General features: G+C 45.7%; 25 protein-coding genes. 16 read left to right on the top strand and 9 right to left on the bottom strand.

Features of this window, described 5'->3' with window-relative positions; all coding sequences use genetic code 11:
* Window positions 1–483 precede the first annotated feature (483 nt).
* On the top strand, window positions 484–726 hold the full coding sequence (locus tag QUA00_RS32380; RefSeq protein ID WP_333412515.1) for a hypothetical protein: 243 nt from the start codon (window positions 484–486) through the stop codon (window positions 724–726).
* Window positions 727–993: 267 nt separating this feature from the next.
* On the opposite strand, the gene QUA00_RS32375 is transcribed toward QUA00_RS32380, so the two are convergent.
* Entirely contained in the window at window positions 994–1,350 is a 357-nt protein-coding gene (locus QUA00_RS32375; RefSeq protein ID WP_333412513.1) for a hypothetical protein, read from the bottom strand.
* A 63-nt stretch (window positions 1,351–1,413) separates the two neighbouring features.
* Here QUA00_RS32375 and QUA00_RS32370 point away from each other — a divergent pair, with 63 nt between their 5' ends.
* Window positions 1,414–2,439, top strand: coding sequence for an IS701 family transposase (locus QUA00_RS32370; protein ID WP_445305776.1), 1,026 nt, complete (start codon window positions 1,414–1,416; stop codon window positions 2,437–2,439).
* A gap of 384 nt (window positions 2,440–2,823) precedes the next feature.
* On the opposite strand, the gene QUA00_RS32365 is transcribed toward QUA00_RS32370, so the two are convergent.
* The 3 genes from QUA00_RS32365 to QUA00_RS32355 all read right to left on the bottom strand — a co-directional run bounded on the left by QUA00_RS32365 (window position 2,824) and on the right by QUA00_RS32355 (window position 4,034).
* Entirely contained in the window at window positions 2,824–3,336 is a 513-nt protein-coding gene (locus QUA00_RS32365) for a hypothetical protein (protein ID WP_333412511.1), read from the bottom strand.
* 127 nt (window positions 3,337–3,463) lie between these two features.
* On the bottom strand, window positions 3,464–3,601 hold the full coding sequence (locus QUA00_RS32360) for a hypothetical protein (RefSeq protein WP_333412509.1): 138 nt from the start codon (window positions 3,599–3,601) through the stop codon (window positions 3,464–3,466).
* A gap of 250 nt (window positions 3,602–3,851) precedes the next feature.
* Window positions 3,852–4,034 (bottom strand): hypothetical protein, encoded by a 183-nt coding sequence (locus QUA00_RS32355; protein ID WP_333412507.1) that lies wholly within the window; start codon window positions 4,032–4,034, stop codon window positions 3,852–3,854.
* A gap of 896 nt (window positions 4,035–4,930) precedes the next feature.
* On the opposite strand from QUA00_RS32355, the gene QUA00_RS32350 reads away from it, so the two are divergent.
* Window positions 4,931–5,092: a hypothetical protein gene (locus QUA00_RS32350; RefSeq protein WP_333412505.1), complete on the top strand. Its 162-nt coding sequence runs from the start codon at window positions 4,931–4,933 to the stop codon at window positions 5,090–5,092.
* Between the two features lie 336 nt (window positions 5,093–5,428).
* Here the strand turns inward: QUA00_RS32350 and QUA00_RS32345 are convergent, their stop codons facing one another.
* From QUA00_RS32345 to QUA00_RS32335, 3 genes are all read right to left on the bottom strand, one after another.
* Complete coding sequence (locus tag QUA00_RS32345) at window positions 5,429–8,638, bottom strand: DUF3854 domain-containing protein (RefSeq protein WP_333412504.1); 3,210 nt, start codon at window positions 8,636–8,638, stop codon at window positions 5,429–5,431.
* A gap of 105 nt (window positions 8,639–8,743) precedes the next feature.
* Entirely contained in the window at window positions 8,744–8,917 is a 174-nt protein-coding gene (locus QUA00_RS32340) for a hypothetical protein (RefSeq protein ID WP_194010830.1), read from the bottom strand.
* Window positions 8,918–8,961: 44 nt separating this feature from the next.
* A complete protein-coding gene (locus QUA00_RS32335; protein ID WP_333213248.1) occupies window positions 8,962–9,195 on the bottom strand; it encodes a ribbon-helix-helix domain-containing protein in 234 nt (77 codons plus the stop codon).
* Window positions 9,196–9,359: 164 nt separating this feature from the next.
* Between QUA00_RS32335 and QUA00_RS32330 the strand changes: the two genes are divergently transcribed.
* The 13 genes from QUA00_RS32330 (at window position 9,360) to QUA00_RS32270 (ending at window position 17,429) form a co-directional block, all read left to right on the top strand.
* Complete coding sequence (locus QUA00_RS32330) at window positions 9,360–10,001, top strand: hypothetical protein (RefSeq protein ID WP_333412501.1); 642 nt, start codon at window positions 9,360–9,362, stop codon at window positions 9,999–10,001.
* Window positions 10,001–10,180, top strand: a complete 180-nt coding sequence (locus QUA00_RS32325; protein ID WP_333412500.1) for a hypothetical protein — start codon at window positions 10,001–10,003, stop codon at window positions 10,178–10,180. Before QUA00_RS32330 ends, QUA00_RS32325 begins: the two co-directional genes overlap by 1 nt.
* Before the next feature lie 5 nt (window positions 10,181–10,185).
* Window positions 10,186–10,386, top strand: coding sequence for a hypothetical protein (locus QUA00_RS32320; protein ID WP_333412498.1), 201 nt, complete (start codon window positions 10,186–10,188; stop codon window positions 10,384–10,386).
* A gap of 2 nt (window positions 10,387–10,388) precedes the next feature.
* Window positions 10,389–10,679, top strand: a complete 291-nt coding sequence (locus QUA00_RS32315; protein ID WP_333378728.1) for a hypothetical protein — start codon at window positions 10,389–10,391, stop codon at window positions 10,677–10,679.
* Window positions 10,680–10,745: 66 nt separating this feature from the next.
* On the top strand, window positions 10,746–11,465 hold the full coding sequence (locus tag QUA00_RS32310; protein ID WP_333412496.1) for a hypothetical protein: 720 nt from the start codon (window positions 10,746–10,748) through the stop codon (window positions 11,463–11,465).
* Between the two features lie 14 nt (window positions 11,466–11,479).
* Window positions 11,480–12,022: a hypothetical protein gene (locus tag QUA00_RS32305; RefSeq protein WP_333412494.1), complete on the top strand. Its 543-nt coding sequence runs from the start codon at window positions 11,480–11,482 to the stop codon at window positions 12,020–12,022.
* Window positions 12,022–14,181, top strand: coding sequence for a hypothetical protein (locus tag QUA00_RS32300; RefSeq protein ID WP_333412492.1), 2,160 nt, complete (start codon window positions 12,022–12,024; stop codon window positions 14,179–14,181). The genes QUA00_RS32305 and QUA00_RS32300 overlap by 1 nt, the downstream gene beginning before the upstream one ends.
* Window positions 14,174–14,305, top strand: a complete 132-nt coding sequence (locus QUA00_RS32295; protein WP_015179853.1) for a hypothetical protein — start codon at window positions 14,174–14,176, stop codon at window positions 14,303–14,305. The genes QUA00_RS32300 and QUA00_RS32295 overlap by 8 nt, the downstream gene beginning before the upstream one ends.
* 13 nt (window positions 14,306–14,318) lie before the next feature.
* Window positions 14,319–14,558 (top strand): hypothetical protein, encoded by a 240-nt coding sequence (locus QUA00_RS32290; RefSeq protein ID WP_194011279.1) that lies wholly within the window; start codon window positions 14,319–14,321, stop codon window positions 14,556–14,558.
* An 8-nt stretch (window positions 14,559–14,566) separates the two neighbouring features.
* Window positions 14,567–15,019, top strand: coding sequence for a hypothetical protein (locus tag QUA00_RS32285; RefSeq protein ID WP_333412490.1), 453 nt, complete (start codon window positions 14,567–14,569; stop codon window positions 15,017–15,019).
* 87 nt (window positions 15,020–15,106) lie between these two features.
* Complete coding sequence (locus tag QUA00_RS32280; RefSeq protein WP_333214957.1) at window positions 15,107–15,355, top strand: hypothetical protein; 249 nt, start codon at window positions 15,107–15,109, stop codon at window positions 15,353–15,355.
* A gap of 565 nt (window positions 15,356–15,920) precedes the next feature.
* A complete protein-coding gene (locus QUA00_RS32275) occupies window positions 15,921–16,259 on the top strand; it encodes a hypothetical protein (protein ID WP_333412488.1) in 339 nt (112 codons plus the stop codon).
* Window positions 16,260–16,763: 504 nt separating this feature from the next.
* Window positions 16,764–17,429, top strand: coding sequence for an adenylate/guanylate cyclase domain-containing protein (locus tag QUA00_RS32270; protein ID WP_333412486.1), 666 nt, complete (start codon window positions 16,764–16,766; stop codon window positions 17,427–17,429).
* 215 nt (window positions 17,430–17,644) lie between these two features.
* Here QUA00_RS32270 and QUA00_RS32265 read toward each other — a convergent pair whose 3' ends face one another.
* Together QUA00_RS32265 and QUA00_RS32260 are read right to left on the bottom strand one after the other, a co-directional pair.
* The gene (locus QUA00_RS32265; RefSeq protein WP_333412484.1) at window positions 17,645–18,493 is read right to left on the bottom strand and encodes a 3'-5' exonuclease; all 849 of its coding nucleotides are present in this window, start codon (window positions 18,491–18,493) and stop codon (window positions 17,645–17,647) included.
* Complete coding sequence (locus QUA00_RS32260; RefSeq protein WP_333049006.1) at window positions 18,486–18,944, bottom strand: hypothetical protein; 459 nt, start codon at window positions 18,942–18,944, stop codon at window positions 18,486–18,488. The genes QUA00_RS32265 and QUA00_RS32260 overlap by 8 nt, the downstream gene beginning before the upstream one ends.
* Between the last annotated feature and the right edge of the window lie 158 nt (window positions 18,945–19,102).

Here is a 19,102-nt window from a genome sequence, read left to right as displayed (position 1 = left end):
AATTGATCTGTCTGAAATTTAAAAGCCTCAAATCCTTACTGTGCCGTACAAAAAAGCTGTACCAAAAAATCTATGCTCTAATTGGTACAGTTTAATTTTTAACTCTTCAAGTTTTTGAAAGACAAAAAGAGTGATTCCTAGAATGCTTATCCAGTAAAACTTTCAGCCGATTCGTAAGTTTATGTACGACTGCTCACTTCACCCCAATAGCTGAAGCTGCGGCACGAGATGGGTAGCCGATCGCCTGTTTGATTCTATGAGCTCCGTCGTGGGCGATCGAGCTGTCCCTCAAGCCGATCGCTCGCTACCCAGATGTGACGGGAGGAATTGACGCCAGTGCTGCTACGAAGTTGTCACAACAACAGGAGCAATGTGAGCAGTCGGCACAGTCGAAGAGCGGGTAAAAATCAAGCTACTTAACACCTATGATGCCCCATTCATAAGGGTGCATTATTTTTTGTCAGCACGAATTAGTCAGGGTTTGTGATCACAAAAACATTGCTTGCTACCGATAGAGAACAGCCAAAAGCAGCCTCAACAAGCAAAGGCAGTCCCTGCACAAAAAAGCAGCAATTTGACCGAAAAAGTCAGGCATTTGCAGGATATTTTCCGGTAAATACAGGTAAAGTGCAGCCCCTGCAAATACCTGTAATCTCCCTGATTTTATACTGCAAACCCCTGACTTTATACTGCACTTGCCTGACTTTAGCGCTCCACAACAATTAGTGATTTTTTAGCGTTTTTAACAAAATCCAAATTGATTTAATAGTCAAGTTCCGGCATCGGAATTGAATTAAAAATCAAGTTGAGCAAGTGTGAGAAAAGTGGCAGGCAGCTAAAATTTATGAAGCGATTTTGTAGCATAGCAGCCGTTATGCAAGTAATAAAGTTGAGGCTGGCCTGTCTGGTTTTTGCGTTCCGTTGAGGCTGTTTGCGAGTGTAAGGCTTACCTCGATCAAGTGTCCGCTGCCGTCTATTGCTAGCAGTCAACTACTAAACTACCATCGCCAGCCTTTCAATTCTTTGCAAGAGCAAGCGAGTGCGACCTGAATTTTTAGCAGCGGACGAGAGGAAAGCAGGCGCGATTTCGCACAGATTTGCAAGCTCGGCTCGAAACCATTCTGATAAAAATGCTTTCACTTCTTCGTCAGCTTGCTGCACTTCCTCGAACAAACTAAAACGCCCGTCAAGCAATGCCACGATGTCTTCAATATCAGAACTAAAATAAAAGTTACCCCCACCCCTACCAATGAAAGCTTCTATTTTGGAAGCTAGAAGGTAAGGCGTTGAAAAAATTAGGATTTGCCTACCACTTGGAAGTTGGTAGTGAATAGAATAGGACTCACGCATTGACAAAATAACCAAACAATGCAGTGATAAATATGGGTCGTCTAACTTTTTAGGTATCGGACAATGAGAAAAATAACTAAACCCTCGACAGCACAATGTAATATAGACACTTACACCTTATTTTTGATGTCAGAGCCAAAGTTGGGAGGGTGTAGTAGGTTATCAGAGATATTAGGAAATGTTTCACATGACAGTATCAATCGATTTTTGTTGAGAGAGAGATACGAACCCAAAGATTTATTCAACACAATACAGAAAATAATAAATCTAGAAGGAGGGATACTGAGTGTAGACGATACAGTCATAGAAAAGATTTACAGCGATCCCAAAAAAGCCGAATTAATTAGTTATTTTTGGTCGGGAAAAGCCCACAAAACTATTATTGGCTTAAATTTAATCACCCTATATTACAGCGACATCAATGGTAATTCAGTCCCAACAAATTACAGAATATATGACAAAAAGGAGGGAAAGACCAAAAACGATTACTTTAGAGAAATGGTGAGCGAAATAATAAGCTGGGGAGTCAAACCAAGAATAGTAACAGGAGATAGTTGGTATTCAGGAGTGGAAAATTTAAAATTTCTAAAAAACCAGAAATTGGGTTTTCTCTTCGGAATTGAAAAAAACAGGACAGTATCAAATGAGCCACGTAATTATTGCCAGGTAAGCACTCTGGAAATTCCCGAGTCAGGATTGATAACTCATTTAAAAGAATTTGGATTTATAAAGTTGTTTAGAAAAAGCTTCAAAAAAGAGGCGTCTAGACACTATATTTTCTATTTGCCAGACTCAGAAAAAATGGCTGAGATTACAAGAGATGAATTCCTCACAATTCATGATACTCATTGGGAAATTGAAACCTTTCATAGAGCCATCAAACAGGTATGTGGAATTTGTCGTTTCATGGTGAGAGACACCTCGGCAATCAAGACTCATATATTTTGTTCACTTCAAGCATTTGTAAAATTGGAGTTTATGCGGTCTGAAAAAATAATTAGTAACTGGTATGAAGTCCAAAGGAATTTATTCACTTCAGTTATACGTGAGCATATTTTGGCAAACCGATTCAGTGATGGTATCGTCTAGAATACATAGATGATATTTTTTGTCAATGCGTAAGTCCTATAGAATTAGCAATACCTGGCCTGTACCAGCGGTTGGAAAACCCCAGCACCGACTCATCGCACGGCATCACATCAATTGAAATGCCCTCGTACTGCCAGCGACATAGGGGTGCGCCTGATTCTGTACTCTCTTGAAGCCCGATAGTTTTCAGCAATTCTGAGAGTTGGTAGTATTCAGCCCTGGATGCAATGGAGACCACGCAATCAACATCATCGGTGGGTCGAATGTCGGGGGCCGCAGCTTCATCGAGGTAAAGCGATATTGTTGCTCCTCCTGTGAAGACGATGGTAGTGCGTACGGTCGAGAGGACCCTGGCAACTATTTCCAGCATGAGTATCTGCGGGTTCATAGAGCAGCGACGATCCTTTTTTCAAGTTCGCCGACTGCCAAACGTTGCTCCCGCACCCGACCAACTCGAATAGCGTCAATCAAGCTGAGCAAGGCATAAAGTTTTGGATCGTTACTGGCAGCTTGGGGGACTGAACGGTACAAAGGTGCGATCGCCTGCCCTCTCACGACACCTTGAGGGTCAGGCCAGACATAAACCTCAGACGGTGAGGCAATCAGCTTACTTTTCAACGGTTCAGCAGAATGCGCCGTTGGCAGTCCCCGACTTAAGGGGCCGGGTTGGGCGTAGAATACGTAGCGCAGCCCGTGAACTACGAATTCTAGTAGCGCTTGGGTCAAAATCCTACGATTTTCGCCATCATAGAGGCCTGCTGCTGCACATCGAGCGAGGGCACTATGAACTTCTGAGGCACTCATGCCTAAGCTTTGAGCGAGGGTGCTGTAAGTCCAGGTTGTTTTTTCCCAACTGTGGACTTTGAGTATGGCAAGGATATCTTGCGGTTTGAGCATAACTTTATTCGTAGGCTCAGCCAGCCTCTGGCATCGCTTTCTTTTCTTTATTCTACATTCGCGAATAGCGAATAATTGAGATGTGGCGACTTTAATTTAATGTTCGGCGCTCGTTGAAGGGCGTGAGTTATTTCGGGAGTACAGCGATCGCTTGTGCCTGAATTGCGGTTGTAGGAGCGATCGCACCATAAGTTTCAGAAATTCGGCGGTTAATTTCTTTAGCAGTATAAATATATCTCTGAACATTGCTATTGCTACGACTCATTCCTGCTTTTTGTGCTAGTTTCCGATAGCGATCGGGGATTGCTCACGACAGCAGTCAATAGGATAATCCTTTTTGGGTGTAATGGCGGTAGCCTGGACTTCAGCAAGCAAAAGCTAATTTTTTATAGCTGTATAATATTCAGCTTGAATCGTAGTACAAATAGTTACAGTTGTCATTAAAGCTTAAAAAAGTATTAAACCCGACCTTACGGTTAGGCTTCCGCATTCATGAGGGTGCATTATTTTTATTTCTACACGTAAAAGTCAGATTTGCGATCACAAAAACATTGCTTGCTATCGCTCATCTCTGCTTTTTCCTTAGTTTCCGAGCTTGCATAAATTTGAGTTTTTGTGAGTTTTTGTGAGTTTTTTGCTGCAAATACTGCTTCGACTTCAGCTAATAGTTCAAGCTGAGCTTGCATAGTTTTACTCATGAAAACTCACAGGAACTCAAATTTATGCAAAAAAAATCATGAAAAGCCAGTCCAAAAAAGTTAATTTTGAGGTTTTTTCCTGTCCCGGTACGCTTAATACCAATTTAACATTTTAACAGCAAACTCTACACTCCCCAAATTTAAGCAATTGTAGCAGAGGCTCAAAAGTGGTGGCATTTATAGCAAGCTGTACTTTCACAATTGAGCAAGCAGAACTAATTGAAAAGCTGTTAAGACTGCCTAAAAAATAGCGGCCTCGTTATTAGCCATTCAGCTATTGCATATTAATGTATCGGAACAATGGCGGTAGCGTTTTTCTCTTTTTGAGTTGCAGTTCAGTTTGTTTGGCTTTATTGAAGGCAGTGCTACCGCACGGTTGTACTTGATTTCAGAGAGAGTGCGCTCGCCGGAGCCCTTCTAAGCTTAAGGCCCTAGCGATATGAGTTTTCACGCGGCATTACATAACGTTGAACCAGCATGATTGGTTAACTTGAGAACTCAGGGAAGTGCTCGCCACCCATGCTACCCAGGTGTGACGGGGCAATTGATGCCAGTGTTGCCAGAAAAGTCGCCACAATAGTTTGAGCAATCGGCACAGTTGAAGAGCGGGTAAAAATTAAGTCTTGTGACACACTTGGCTAACATCGCATCAGTGGTATTGATTGGCACAGTTGAAGATCGGGTAAAATTAAGCCCCTTGACACCCCAGCCCTAGTTTTTAGGTAGTTGTGGCGATAGCTGCACGGCGATCGATTCAAAGCCAAACCTTTGTGGTGATTTGAATTATTTTGACTTGAAAAACTGCAACTCGCGACTCGACTCCGCTGCCCTTACTCGAATATCCGAATCAGCCTGCAACTCGCTACCACTGGCTCCCCATTGATGCTATCAAGTCGATGCTCGCTGTGATTATCGTTCGTCCGACAGCGAGCATCGACGCGATCGCCTTGCACTTAGGATTCCCCATTCATAAGGGTGCATTGTTTTTGTTTCTGCACGTAAAAGTCAGGTTTGTACGGACAAAACCATTGCTTGCTACTAACAAAGAACAGCCATAACCAGTCTCAACAGATTATGGCACGAACAGCACAAAAAAGCAGTAATTTGACCGAAAAAGTCAGGCATTTGCAGGGTATTTTCAGGTAAATGCAGGTAAAGTGCACCCCCTGCAAACGCCTGACTTTATACTGCACTTGCCTGACTTTATACTGCAAACGCCTGACTTTATACTGCAAATGCCTGACTTTAGCTGACGCAACAATTAGCTAATTTTTTAGGTGGCGACTTCTAGAGAAGCCGATCACCTGGTTCATTCGGCAATCCGCAAGAACCGGGTAAATTCTGCCGTGGCCGCGGCCGGTGACTGGTAGCCGATCGATCGCCCGCAACCGCACCTACTGAATCAGCGCACTAAACGCCTCCCGTTCAGATTCGGTTAACCCAGAGTTCCAAACTTTCTGACGATCGGCGGCACCGGAGTTGCAGACCTCTTTCAGCGAACTCAAGACGGATTTCGCCGTCTCTGCGTCGTTGCGATCGATCGCCTGCTGGACAATTTCAACCAAGTTTTTTTCGTTTTCGGTCAAATTCCGAAGCGCGGTAAACGCTTGCCAGTTTTCAATCCCAGCGACTTCGGCTAACTCAGATTCGGTAATGTCCTGATTGACGATCGACTCTTGGATATACTCAGCGATCGCCTTAGCAGTAGCCGGAGACTGGTATCCAAGCGCCTCCCCAATGCGTCGGGCATAATCTTGCAGCAACAATAATTTTGACTGTGACGACCCCGTTGACAACGTTGATGTCGGCTGTTGTGCTGACAACTTTCTAATAGTCTCGGCATCAGCATCGGATATCGCTTGCTCTGATTTAGGTTTTAAATCTGAGGGCGCGATCGGCTGTGCTGGCTGTGCTGTTGGCGGTGTTGGTGCTGTTTCTGGCTCTGGATTGTGCTGACCTGAATGTAGACCTGAATGTAGACCTGAATGTAGACCTTGTGACGGCTGAATATCTTGCTCTGTATGGCTCGTGTAGACCGTGTAGACCTTGGGGGGGGGTAAAGTTTCTATAGCATCAGCAGTAATGGTTACTTGGTCAAGTGATGCTGAATCCGTGCCAGCGCCAAGAATGAGATTTGAGTCAGCAGAAATATTTTCATTTTTTCCTGCAATTCTTGAAGTTAGGTCTACATGGTCTACATAATCCTTATGCGGTAAGGGTTCTAGGTCTACATTTAGGTCTACACAGTGTAGACCTAGGTCTACATTTTTCTGTTCAATCAACTCCTCTACGGTCGCGATGCCTTTGTCGGTATCCGTCCGCAACCTCAACCCTTTGATTACTACCCCAACCGCCGCCCGCTCTTTGCTTACATCTTTCCAGCCGAGCACTTCGCGGCAGAGTTCGACTAAATCTGCTGAGAAATTATTTTTACCTTTGGCGCTGTACCCGCCGCCAGTACAGTAATGGTTGTAGGAGCCAAATAAAGTAGATTGAGCTGGTACGTAAGTTGCATCTTTCCATTCATTTTTGTCGGAGCCGACGGCAGTTTTGGCATCAGCATCATGTATCACTAACTCGTTGAGCCATGCTGCCATCGGGTCGGCGCGTACCCTATCCTCCCAGAATGTGCCGTTTATAGATTGGTCTTCAGGGTCTAGAATCCGCTCGATTTCTGATACTGGGATTGAGAGCAAATACTTGGTAAATGCGCTTATTTCTGGCTCGAATTCGCGTACTAAGTTACGATTGCGCTTAGTGGGAGTATATGCAAATTCGTGTTGAATAATCCGCCGCTTTAGCCAAGAAAGCGCACTTGCCGGAAAGCAGGGTTGGTTAGCGGTTATCAGCGCCAACCCAGGGAATCGAAAAGTAACCGAACGCTCGTAAAGATTGCGACCGTTAATCAACGCACCGCCAGTCATTGACCTAAAATTTGACAGATTGCCTGTATATTTTTCTTGGTCGTCAAAAATAGCTAACCGTTTGGTTTGTAATTCAGCTATTTTGTCTTGTTTGGTGAGGTCTTCAAGTTTGCCAACCCAAACATTATGTTCGCCTACGAGCAGTGTTACCAATTGAGTATAAGTCCCTTTCCCCGTACCTCCGTATCCAGTTCCTATTAAGAATTTTTGGAGCCCAGACATTCCTCGTAAGGTAGCGGCACAGAAGGCAAGCAACTCATCTTTCATACGCTTGTTGCCCCTAGTTGCTTGGTCTAGCCAGATTTCAATTCTTTTCCATCCAGCATGAACGGCGCTACCTTGATACTTGCGTGGTAACACCCAAGTCAATCTGAATCCTGGGGCGTGTTCGTGCCATTCATTAGTTAGAAGGTTTAGTATGCCATCCTCAAAAGGTAGAAGCTCGTTTGATGGTCGCTCTAACCATTTAAATTCAAACAATGTGCGCTGGAGCCAGCCCAAAACATTTTTGATGAAGTTGTTATTCGGCATTACTCCCCGCGCTCGACACAAATTATGAACTATGTGCCGAACATAATCCTCTGCCACTTGTGTCCAAACTCCTGGGAATTCGAGACTATATTTCATCCAAGATTTATGAGAACTTGAATACAGAAGTTGGTCGCGCAAGTCCTCAGCGAGTTGGTCTCCGATGATTTCTGATGTTACTGCTTTTTCTTTCTTTTCCCCTTCGGTATCACTCTCTTTCTCACCAAATAGCTTTGCTTTGGTGAGGATTGCTCGGAATTCCTCAATCCCTTTGTGCTGAATAAAATCATCCATGCCTTTAGTATTTTTCACCTCGCCGGACTCAATCACTGAGGCAGCGGCCCAGGCTCCCGTGATACTTCTCACTGGCACATTGAATTTAGCCAATTGCTTAGCCAATTTCTTCTCGGCCGCCCGCACATTTGGATTTGTGGCCGCATCGGCATCAAAGCCAATGATAAAGCCAAAGCCAGCCTCTGCGAGCTTTCTCAGCGCGGGTACTAGAAATCGCTGATTTTCGGGGTCGCGGGCTTTGCCTGTCAGGCCTTGCTCTACTCCCAGCAAGGAAATTGTGGGGATGCCATTTGAGCACCCGGCAAGGGCTTTAAATACTCCCTCAGTAAGGAGAATATAAGGCACATCATTGATATAAAAAGCTTCTCGCTTTAGGGCTTCAATCTCCCAGTAGAGCGGGTTGTCGGGGGATGGGGGGACAAAAGCATCGAATTCTCCGACTGACGTTAGATATTTTGGCGGCTCCTTTTTGCCTCGCTTCGGTTCTCGGACATCAGGCCGGAATTGTACTTGCCCATTTTGCCCTATGAACAGGATGCCCGCCGATTTTGTCGAAATCCCATAGAGCGAAGCTTGGGCGATGCTGGCACTGAAGCTGCATTCGCGGGCCCAAGGATTGAGTAAGCCTCTGCCTGCGATGTGGGCTTCATGTTCGGGGGTGAGGAATTTTTCGCCGATGCTGCATAGAGTCCCCCCTAGCTCCAAATTTCCTGGCTCTTGAGGGGGGGATACTGCTACAATTGAGTCAGGTTGTGTGTTTGGCGCATCCTTTTGGTGGGGGGATGCAGATTCAATTAAATTGTCTACAGATTGAATTGTATTTTCGTTAGAGTATGGCACAATGAGTGTAGCTTTCACTCTTTGTTAGAGTGTGAAAGCGATGTCCTAGCTCTTTAATCCGTGGAAAGATTTGGGGGAGTTAGGGTGAATATAGAAATTGCAAAAAGCGCGTAATCCCTTTGATTAGGCGCTTTTTTGCTGCGACGCTTCATCATCAAATTCAATTGCCAGAAACAACCGCACGGCGCGCTCAACCAGGCTGGAGCGCGTGAGTTTCTGCGTGGGGCCGCGATTCTCATCTAGGGCTTGGATAAGAACCGGGTCGATAGATACGTTGATACATTGTTTGGTTCGCATCGGTTGATTTTCCTCTGGGTTCTAGTAATAGTGTCACCACATTTTTAAGTTTTGCTAGTTTTACTCCTTTTGGTTTTGCTTGCTGTGGTTGGTTTGGCTGCGGGTGAGTCTTTGGGTTCAGGAGGGGGGTTGGTTTCTAGCCATATTTGCATCGCATCCTCAATCAAGATATTGCACAAATTAGATATACTCCTCCTTTCCTCCTTAGCCCGACGTTCCAAAGCCTGATAAAGCTCTGGGTCTAAATATATAGTCGTTCTCGGTTTTGGTGTTGGCACTGAAAGCGATAGAAAAGGGTGATGTTCATTATTCTCCCTTTTCAAGCTCCTTTTGTCATTCAGGTGCATTATCTATTGACAAGTTCATTGTTAATTGCTAAATTAACACGTATATCGATAGAAATCGATTTTATCGATATAGTACCGATTTTTCCTGATAAATTATGAAACCAGACGAACAAGCCCAAAGCCTTGCCGTGATTGATGTAGAGTCCGAAGCAATCGATAATTTTGTCGAACCAGAGGAGCTAGAGGAGACTGAGCAATGGTACTCAGCTTTGCAGATTCAGGGGCTGCTGCGGTTGTCTAAAGCCGGACTGCAACAATCGATTTCCAAGTTGCAAAGCATCTACGGGCTGGATATCCAAACCCTACGCCGTGGGGCTGCCAGAGCTACCCAATACTCGGAGCTTGCCCTCAAAGCTTGCAAATTATTGAATGCAGGAAAACTGAGCGAATTGCGAAAACTGGTAGAAGCTACACCGGCCGCACCCTCTCCCTCTCAATGTGGCTCACTAACAATCTCCGAATACACCCCCGCCCTTGACCGCCGAATCACTCAATTGAGCCAGAATGCTGCTTCTACTTCGGCATCTTTGAATCAATCTGTACTCCAGCTTTTAGAACAAATCGCAACTGAAAACCAAGCATCACAACAGCGCGACTCTGATTTGGACAATGCTGAAATCAACGCAGCGCAAAACCGTGGGGCCACGCGTGCTCTGGCAGTTTTTCAAGCTGAGCAAAAAGCACAAAATGAAGTGCTGGCGCAACTACGGGCGATGAAGTTAGGAGGATCTGAATAATGGCTTTTTTTAAAGTGAAAGTGCAACGCGAATTTTGCTCATCACCCCGCACCTTTAATGTAGTTGCCAGCAAATCTCAGGAAGCCATACAAGCTGCTGCGCTCCAACTACGAGAGGAAGGAATAACAGATGCCAAGGGCATTGAAGTAATGGGTCAAGTTCAAAGTTTGAGGGATTAATTAATATGGTACGAATCATCAATGGCGTTGTGTTTGAGGACGGAAAACCTGGAAAACGGGTAATCAATACTAACGGCGGTAACTATGTCGAAAAGATTGAAGGCGACTACATTGCTGGCACGGTTATCAATCACAAGCCAACTCCAACACGCAAAGATTTATCGAAAGATGGCGAAGCGATTGACGTGAAATCAGAGGAGGTTTAAAGATGACCAAAGTTTTTGAAATTACGCCTGAATCCAACCCAGAAATCTGGGCAATGTTGCAGCCGCCTGTTACCGATGAGCCAGAGCGTCCGTGCATCAACTGCGATAACCTCGGATTCCCGGAGTGCCAATTTATGGCTGTTGGACTGGACTTGGCAACGGCGATCGAACTTTCGGAAAGCTGGCGACGCGGTGAATTTCTGCCCGTTATTGGTCATCCGGCGGGCGATCGAGTATCTGACAAGCTCAACCAAATGACAAATCAAAGCCAGCCGATCGCCCTAGAGAAGTAATCGGCCGGCCACACAATCCTCCCTCCCTTAACAAAAAGGGGGGGACTCATCTAAGGAGATTTTACTATGGATTTTGGACGCGACAACAGCAGCGTAGCAATAAGGAACCCAGCAGCCGGACACAGCCCGTACATTGATGAAAAAGCGGGAGACTGGGCAGACACAGAGGCTGACATTCTTTCATACTTGAGCGATGTCACGAAGTTGGAGGCGATGGCAGATAAAGCAGCCAATGCCGAACAGCTTGCCTTAGTTTTAGAACCCTTCCTTGATAACGCTACAAGCTACTTAGAGTCGCTGGAAAAAATCAGCGATGGTCAGGTCAGATGGACAGAAATTAGGAAAAAATTCGGCTCCAAAGTCGGAAATGCCATCGCTAAAATCCGCAAGCTCAATGCGGAATTCGGCTCGGAGATGGAGCAACTAGACGCGAAAGACCGAGCAGCGATGCTGAAGATTGAAACCAAGCGTCAGCACGGGTTAGCCGAGATTGCTTCCGAGCTTACAGGCGACTTACAGGCCGAGCTTTGGCGACACGAGAACAAGATGGAGGCCATCGCAAATCGGGGCGAAGTTGCAGAAAAGCGTCAAACAATTCAAGAATCACTTCGAGAAAGGCGACAGAAGCTGCTTAGTCGCGCAACAGTCGGCTCTGACAAAGGGATTCAGGAGAAAGTACCAGTTGTTATTGGATCAGCCAGCCTCTCCAACAGTGTTTCGGCAACTGGTACGGCTAGAGGGTTTGGGGGCTGGTTTGCGAACGTAATGAATTTCAACAACCGTTAAGCAAAAGGGGACTTATGCACGAATTCATCGGGGCCAGTCCCCTTTCCTTTTCGGGAGGGGGAATTCAGCAACAACAGCAGCAGCAGCAGCAATATCAGCAAGTTACCGCACCGACCATTGACCAACCGCAGCCAGAGGAAACCAACGCCGAGCGCCAATACCGGGATGCTGCCAATCTCTGCGAAGTCCTAACACCCACAGCGTTAGGTTCAGCAGTGGTTTTCGCTTTCCATGCCATGCAAGTCGCGGGCGGGTCAATTGTTGCAATTGGCATCTATCAAATTTATTTAGCAGCCAAGATTACCGGGCAGTCTAAGCATCGCTTGCCTACTGCAATTGTCGGCGCTGGGGTGACGGTCGGCATGATTGCTAGCCTTGCCGAACCAGCTACTGAATTGCACCAAGTAAGCGAAGCAAAAATACGTCTAGAGACAGGCATTAAAGAAATTCAGACAGTAAAAAAACCTGCTTCTAACAACTTGGATTACTTGCCGTCAATTGCTCTTGCCATCATCGTTTTTTGCTTCATCTTCAGAGCCAAAGGAGTCAGCAAGTAATGCCACCATTAACCGAAAAACACGCTCAACTCTTGAAATCTAATCGTGCGTTACTTCTGACCTTTGAAAGACTCCCAATTGCTGGCAAGTTGTCGGCAGTTGCTTTGGCGCTTTTACTGGGAATATATAGCGGAATAAACGCAATCCAGGGGACGGCCAGCAATAGGGTACAACTCTGCATCCGTAACAACAAACAAGCCTTGCAATGCGCTGACAAGGCAGGCAAACCCTACATCATGACCGAGTACCACGCACAACAGTGGAAGGCAAACGGCATCCCCCGTGAAGTGGTTTTTAAGGACACAATACCCGCCACAAATCCAAATAAAGCACTGTGGATGGCTCTCGCTGGTTGTAGCTTTGGTGTCGCGGGAATGGGTTTAAGAAGCTTGCAAAACTCCGAGCGACAGCTTGCAAACTATGAGGTCATTGCAGAGAAACGCGACCTAGCAAAAGGGCAACTGGCTGCTCGTGCTGAGTTACTGGAAGATTACCGCAATGTGACAATTAGGGAAGTCCAAGTGCAGGGCGATTTGGATGCTACCGCCAACGATTGCGCTGTGGTTCTCAAGCAATGCGAAGTTTTGGGTGAAGCCGATATTAAGATTGCTCAACTGGAGGCTGAAGAAGCCATTTTTGATGCAGAAACTGCGGGATTGTCGGATGAGAAGAAGCAAGAATACATCGCCTTTTTGCGAAACCAAAAGACTCCCTTCCAGTTGACAGGTACTCAAACACTCGACGGTATTAACAACCCTAGCGACAAAGTAGAATCTGATTCAGTATCAATAATTAAGTCAGCCAAAACCCCCGGAGAACAACTCTTAGATGACTTGGCATATTCCGACAAGTCAATGATTCTTGCAGGGTCTACCGGGGCGGGGAAAAGTCACACTCTGAGTGCGTGGTTAGATTCTGTGTACAGCCAAGCACGAAGCAAAGGACAAACTGCATCGCTATGGATTCTGGGACGGAAAAACGACAGTTTCTGCGGGTTGCGGGAAGCGGGGAAACTAACAATTTTTAATTCGATTGACCCGACGAAAGCTTACAAATTAATTGAGAATTTCCACAAGAATTTCTTAGCCAGACTCGAAAACATATCCGAAGATGACCGCAAACATCTACCCCCGTTACGCTTGATTTTAGAGGATTGGTCATCCATCGTTTTGACGCTTCGGAAGGCTTACAAGGCTCTCTGGGCAAAGATTGAATTGATGTTGCTCGACATTATTACAGTCGGTCGAGATTACAATGTTTGCCTTCTAGTCTTAGCTCAGTCGCTAAACCTTGAAGCGCTTGGATTGGTTGGAGATGCAAACTTGCGGGCAAACATGGCGATTGTAGCCCAGGGGCTTTTGGTCAAGACCGCAGACGGTAAAACTAAGGGCGATTATCTGCTGGTTGAGTTGTCGATTAAGAACCAGTACATCGTCTCCGATAACGCTCAAAGGGCAATGCTATTAGCACAGCTTAACGAGTTAATGGCTGAATCTGAAGCCAAGCAGATTCCAGTTTTCTTTACGACTTTGGGGAATGGAAACGTCGGTTTGTTGCCTCGTATCGAGAAGGCTGTTATCAAGCTTACGCTAGAAGAAAGAGACGAACAACTGGCTTTTAATATCGAGAAATTTAGACAGTATTTAATCCAGTGTGAGGCAGGGATAACGACTGCCGAAACCCGTCAAAAACCCCAGCTATCTGACTCTGAATACTGGCAGCGAACTTACGATTTAGAGTTTAATTTGGGCGATAAAAAGCCGTCCGATAGTCCGACAGAGGATTCCCCAGAGGAGTCCCCAGAGGAAGTGTCCGACTATGACAACGGACAGCCAGAACCGTTGTCAGACAAGTTGTCCGGCGAAGTGTCCGGCTTCGTGTGGACTGTCCGACGGTTTGGTCAGATGTTCCCTAACCTGGCTCCTGAGCAATTATTTGTGTCCGTGTCCGAGGCTGCTTTATCGGGCGCAAATATCCGCACAATTATCAAGTCAGTTTTAAAGTGTGGTGAAAAAAACGGTCACCCAACACGCAGCTATTCACGCCACGGAAAAAGCCTCTTGAAGTGGCTAATTCAAAATTACGATGATGGAGAGATTGCACAGTTGCCCAAAATTCAAGAGTTCCTACAAAACGAAAGGGGTAATAACAATGCTTAGTAAGTTATTAAGGGTGATTCCCGGCTCTATGCTTGATGCAATTTACGATGCCATTTTTGCAGAGTTAGTCAGGCGCGGTGACATCATCCTCTCTGATGACTTGAACAACAACGACTACAACTAAGGAGAGCAAAACGATGCCAACCATGAAGCAGTACGAACATTCCGGCAATCCACCAATTCCTGATGAATTAGCTACCTGCATCGCCTTCTTGCAAGCTGCCAAACTCAGAGCCGAAGCGCACATCTGCAATCCATTTACAGATACGTCGTGGCTGGAAGAACCAGAACAGAAATTGATAGATATTGCCAGCGAAAGCATTGACTTAGCTGTAGCCAATGCAAGAAGCGTTAAGGGAGGCGTTGAGACGGAATGAGGATGAAGATGAATAAACCCAGCAGCACTTACTTAATCTCTGTCCGCCCGACGTGGGCTGATGCGTTCTTCCTCTCTCAGAATCCTAAGACGATCGAACTGAGAAAAGGCAATTTCGGAACCTCTCTAAAACCGGGCGATAATATTGCAATTTACGCCACGATGCCAGTTGCTGAACTGCTAGGAATTGTCCGGGTTTTGAAGCGTGAGATACTACCTATCGATCGACTGTGGCAAGCATCGCAGCACGGAAGGCTGGCAAAAGTATCACGCCAACAGTTCGAGGCTTACTACTGCAATCAGGAATCAGGAATTGGGGTTTGGGTACAATCAGCCCAACTGTTACCTAAGCCGATCGCACTTTGCCGACTTCGCCAGTTCTGGGGTCATCGCTGGCAACCGCCCCAGCAATTACAACAATTGAGTGATGATCGACTGGCCGCACTGAACATCGCCCGCTAAACATCGCCAACATAACCGAGCGCGACGCGCGACTGTGTTAAGTGCGATTTGACTGAAACGAACTAACAACTAATAGGAGAAAAAAAGATGATAGGAGATAAAAGCTTTTACGATGTCTGTACGAAAATGTGGGGGGCAAACCTAGAAAAAGCACCAGAGGAGTACAAGCAAGAATTGCTAAGCGAATTAACAAGCCTGTACGAAGTAGGTGGCTGTTTTGAGGATGAAGGTTTCATCTCTTCGTCCTGCAATGATGAAAAATTCACCATCAAGCCGATGAACTGGTTTCGGTCAAGAATCGAGTGTGAAGCTTTAATCGAATTCTGCAAGAGCTAAACCACTGAACATCGCCAAGTACAACAAAAGCCCTCTGGTACATACCGGGGGGCTTTTGATTTGGGGGTATAGCCGAGATACGCGCATTCCGAGGACACGACGTAAAGTTTTGTAAATATAAGATAATCACCCCATCCTTGCCAAAAAATAGCCAATCTAAGAAGCGATGGTAATCTTCCACCTTGTTCGTACAAGCAGTAATCTGCTGTCGCATATAGTAATGCACGGTTGCAAAAACAACCTGGATCTGAGTACATTATCTTAAGAAAAAGAGGTAGGTCTTTTATAGGTGCTGGCTACATCTATCAATCGGACGGAGGTTGCTACTCAGGTACAATTAGAGGAAATACTCTTAATTCTGCTAGAGAGTATATTGGGCTTGAATCAGATCGAGTTCGTGAGAAAAATAACACGATAAATCTGAACCAGTACAATCAACTTGCTTCTCGCTATATTTCTGCTGAAGATAGAGAAGGTCTTCGTGATTGTATTAATACGATGAGTCGTTAATTAGCGATCGCATTTTTGTAAACAACATTCGCCGTTCTTAAATTCCCCATAACTTATGCCAAGACGTTTATCTGTTCTTCTACCAACAATCTTAGTATGCTGCATACCAATATGTTTGTTTGTCGCAGTTGCGAGTATTGGTTATATAATATTAATTCCAGCTTTTATAGCAGGTTCGTTACTTGGCCCTTTCACGCTACTTTATTTAGTATCTAACCAACCGCCATTGATTGTTGCTGTACTCATCCTGACAGCTTTATTGATAACAATGATCCTAGCTCACCCAATAAAAATTCGCCCTTGGGCGGCTACCATAACCGTAATTGGTGTCTGCATCTGGATGACGATTGGCTTTTTTTCTATTGCGATAGTCTTAAGTATGGCGGCTGCCTAAATAAACTTAGGGGGAGAGCCACCCTAACTCTCCCCTTACTTATATTTACGCCTTGTAGAACGATCGCTCTGCAATATATTACTCAACCAGCCATTGATATAGCAAGTCTATTGGGGGTAAAGCCGAGATACGTGCAAAGTAGGACACGAGATTAAGAAACGTAACAATTAAGTTGCTGCATAGCCTTCTCGAAAGCTTGTAAGCGCAAAACCAGCTTAAATATGGCCAACTTTTAACCCTCACTTGATGGAGGCAGAGTAGTAGTTATACTCTGCCCTCGTACAGACCAAAAAAGCGGAAACCTTTTACTGCTAAACGTTTCAGGCTTGGCTATTTCAAGTCATTTTATCTGATATTTACAAAATTTTACGTCATGTCCTCGGAATGCGCGTATCTCGGCTATACCCCTTTAACAGTCAGCTAGAATGGCTCTTAACGGACTCGCGAGCGGCTTTGGCAGAATATCAGTTAGTGTTCCATCTATAAAACGTACCCTTGGTTAATATGCCGAATGAATCTGATGAGTTTGATCAATTACTGAAAAACTTTCGCCCCAATCCTGACTTACAAGAACAACTGAAAAACTTTCACTCCAACGGTGAAGAGAAAGAAGTTTCCATTTTGTTCGTAAATCTTTACGGAGCTGAGCGCTTAACTCAGCAAATGGAAGTAGAAACTCGCGTCGAGCTGTTCAACCACTATTTTCAAGTGATGGTGGAGACTGTTTTTGAACATCAAGGCACAGTAGATAAATACATTGGCTCAACGATTATGGTAGTTTTTAAGTCACCAATGTCCTTAGAAGACCATGCGCTGGGGGCAATTAAAGCGGCATTGGCAATGCGAGAGCGACTACCAGAAATCAACAGTTCCTGGTTCCCAGAAGAGCAACATCCGCTGAGGATAGGAATTGGCATCAATACAGATCGTGTTTTCTGCGGTAATGTTGGTTCCCCTCAACGAATGGAGTTCACTGTGGTGGGGCATGGGGTGAATGTGGCTAATCACCTGAGTCAACAAACGCAGCAATATGCCTGCGATATTTTGATTGGTCAAAAGACGTATGAAAGTTGTGCGGAGTATGTTCAAATGAGAGAAAGAGACTCGACCCAACTGAAACCCGAAGGAAACCCATTCAATGTTTATGAGTTGATTGGATTGAAGGCTTAATTTTTGTCGAGCCAAAATCTTGCTTTATGACCGCAACGACCGATATTGTCCAAAAACTCTGGAACCTGTGCCATTGAAGCCGCTATATTGCAATTAATTGGGGCAAAGGATGAAAGCCAATTGCCAATTACCAATTACCACCCATCGTGTAAAAAGCTTCTCTGACATTTTCGGTCGGGGAGCTTTTTTTGTTTTGGGACGATCGGGCGATCGCTTCACTCAGGCCGAGGCACGGGACAATTCATCTGATCGGAGTCCGCTGCCATTTTCTTCAGTCGCTCCAGCGCTGCCAAGCAATCCCCTAAAGCTCTGTGATCACCACAGAGCGGTTGCCAGCGATAGTCCTTGTGATAATAGCTCCAATCGCCCGCCCATTGCGCGTGCCAAGTCATGAGGCATTCAGAGCGATTCTTGAGCTTCAAAGATGGCAAATTATGGAGCTTACAGCAGTAATTTAGGATGCGAATATCGAAGTCAGAATTGTAAATTAGAAGCTGTTTGTCCTTGAGTATTTCGGCAATTTGGGGATAGATTTGGGGAAAGCTTGGCGCATCAGCCACTACCTCATCAGTGATTCCGTGGATAGCTGAAACCTCGGCAGGAATGGGGATTGAAGGCTTGATTAGAGTATTTAGTAGGGGTTCGCCGTCACGATTGATGACAGCTATCTCCACAATCTCGGCGTCATAAAGCCCCGTTGTTTCTGTGTCTAAAATTGCTAGGTTTTCAGCAGCTAGCTCATCCCGTGCCCACTTCACCGCCCTTACCCGATCGCGCTCAATAAAGCCAATCTCGTTGTACCACTCCTCATACTCTCGCTTGATTCGAGCTTTCTCACGGTTGGCGGCAAGTGTTTCGAGTTGCTTGTCTGTCGGCTTTCTTTTAGGTCGGCAGGACTCTGGGTTGTCGGGGTCATAAAGCAAAACGTCGTACTTTTGCGCCCTGATAATTCCGACTGCTTTTAGGGGCGATAAACCCAGTTCTGCGAGCTGCTTTTTGGTTTTGAGATTTTGGGGAGGTTCGCCGGGTTTCCCCCACCATTTGTACTCATCCAATTTATCCATCGCCACCCCCTAAAATCTCCTCAATTTTCGAGATAGTATCCTTGGGTAGCTTTACGTCTTTGTCTTGCTTTATATCTTTGACCAGCTTGGTATCTTTGGCTAGCAGAGTTTTAAAGAAGCTTGCAATATCGCCAACCTTGCCGCGCAAGTCGGGGACAGGCGTTCCATTCTGTTCAGCTTCATTCAGTCGTTTTTGCAGGTCGGAGAGTTCAGCTTGGACTTGCTGGCGATCGGCCCGCTCCGTCTCAAGCTGCTGATTAAGTTGCTGGCTGATGATTACCAGTGTTGAGTAATTGTCCTTTTCCTTTGCCAATTCCTCTTTTAGCTCGGAGAGTTGAGCCTCGACTTGCTGGCGATCGGCGCAGGCTTTGTCGCGTTCGGCTTCGAGTACCCTGCAATTACCGCGAACCTCGTTCAATTCTTGCTCTATCCAACCTACATCAGCCTGCAATTCAAGCCTGAGCGATTCATCGTTGCCCTCGCTCAGGCTCTCAATTTTCCCAGCCGTTCCTCAAAGCTGGCTAACTTCTCTGCTAACTTCTCTGCTAGCAACTTGTCTAGCAAGGGGGCGATGGTTGATTCTAAATCCCCACCTGTCGGCGCTGCACT

Source organism: Microcoleus sp. T2B6 (assembly GCF_036700475.1).
Taxonomy (GTDB): domain Bacteria; phylum Cyanobacteriota; class Cyanobacteriia; order Cyanobacteriales; family Microcoleaceae; genus Microcoleus.
The sequence above is the reverse complement of the archived record's forward strand: the minus strand, read 5'-3'. Positions and strand labels throughout refer to the sequence as shown.

Excerpts from the sequence above, each read along its gene's own strand:
- QUA00_RS32275 (WP_333412488.1), top strand. The coding sequence starts at position 15,921 with ATGCCAAGACGTTTATCTGTTCTTCTACCAACAATCTTAGTATGCTGC.
- QUA00_RS32325 (WP_333412500.1), top strand. The coding sequence starts at position 10,001 with ATGGCTTTTTTTAAAGTGAAAGTGCAACGCGAATTTTGCTCATCACCC.
- QUA00_RS32350 (WP_333412505.1), top strand. The coding sequence starts at position 4,931 with ATGCTCGCTGTGATTATCGTTCGTCCGACAGCGAGCATCGACGCGATC.
- QUA00_RS32330 (WP_333412501.1), top strand. The coding sequence starts at position 9,360 with ATGAAACCAGACGAACAAGCCCAAAGCCTTGCCGTGATTGATGTAGAG.
- QUA00_RS32270 (WP_333412486.1), top strand. The coding sequence starts at position 16,764 with ATGCCGAATGAATCTGATGAGTTTGATCAATTACTGAAAAACTTTCGC.
- QUA00_RS32375 (WP_333412513.1), bottom strand. The coding sequence starts at position 1,350 with ATGCGTGAGTCCTATTCTATTCACTACCAACTTCCAAGTGGTAGGCAA.
- QUA00_RS32300 (WP_333412492.1), top strand. The coding sequence starts at position 12,022 with ATGCCACCATTAACCGAAAAACACGCTCAACTCTTGAAATCTAATCGT.
- QUA00_RS32370 (WP_445305776.1), top strand. The coding sequence starts at position 1,414 with ATGAGAAAAATAACTAAACCCTCGACAGCACAATGTAATATAGACACT.
- QUA00_RS32305 (WP_333412494.1), top strand. The coding sequence starts at position 11,480 with ATGCACGAATTCATCGGGGCCAGTCCCCTTTCCTTTTCGGGAGGGGGA.
- QUA00_RS32285 (WP_333412490.1), top strand. The coding sequence starts at position 14,567 with ATGAATAAACCCAGCAGCACTTACTTAATCTCTGTCCGCCCGACGTGG.
- QUA00_RS32310 (WP_333412496.1), top strand. The coding sequence starts at position 10,746 with ATGGATTTTGGACGCGACAACAGCAGCGTAGCAATAAGGAACCCAGCA.
- QUA00_RS32290 (WP_194011279.1), top strand. The coding sequence starts at position 14,319 with ATGCCAACCATGAAGCAGTACGAACATTCCGGCAATCCACCAATTCCT.
- QUA00_RS32360 (WP_333412509.1), bottom strand. The coding sequence starts at position 3,601 with ATGAGTCGTAGCAATAGCAATGTTCAGAGATATATTTATACTGCTAAA.
- QUA00_RS32295 (WP_015179853.1), top strand. The coding sequence starts at position 14,174 with ATGCTTAGTAAGTTATTAAGGGTGATTCCCGGCTCTATGCTTGATGCA.
- QUA00_RS32320 (WP_333412498.1), top strand. The coding sequence starts at position 10,186 with ATGGTACGAATCATCAATGGCGTTGTGTTTGAGGACGGAAAACCTGGA.
- QUA00_RS32280 (WP_333214957.1), top strand. The coding sequence starts at position 15,107 with ATGATAGGAGATAAAAGCTTTTACGATGTCTGTACGAAAATGTGGGGG.
- QUA00_RS32340 (WP_194010830.1), bottom strand. The coding sequence starts at position 8,917 with ATGCGAACCAAACAATGTATCAACGTATCTATCGACCCGGTTCTTATC.
- QUA00_RS32265 (WP_333412484.1), bottom strand. The coding sequence starts at position 18,493 with ATGGATAAATTGGATGAGTACAAATGGTGGGGGAAACCCGGCGAACCT.
- QUA00_RS32315 (WP_333378728.1), top strand. The coding sequence starts at position 10,389 with ATGACCAAAGTTTTTGAAATTACGCCTGAATCCAACCCAGAAATCTGG.
- QUA00_RS32365 (WP_333412511.1), bottom strand. The coding sequence starts at position 3,336 with ATGCTCAAACCGCAAGATATCCTTGCCATACTCAAAGTCCACAGTTGG.
- QUA00_RS32355 (WP_333412507.1), bottom strand. The coding sequence starts at position 4,034 with ATGAGTAAAACTATGCAAGCTCAGCTTGAACTATTAGCTGAAGTCGAA.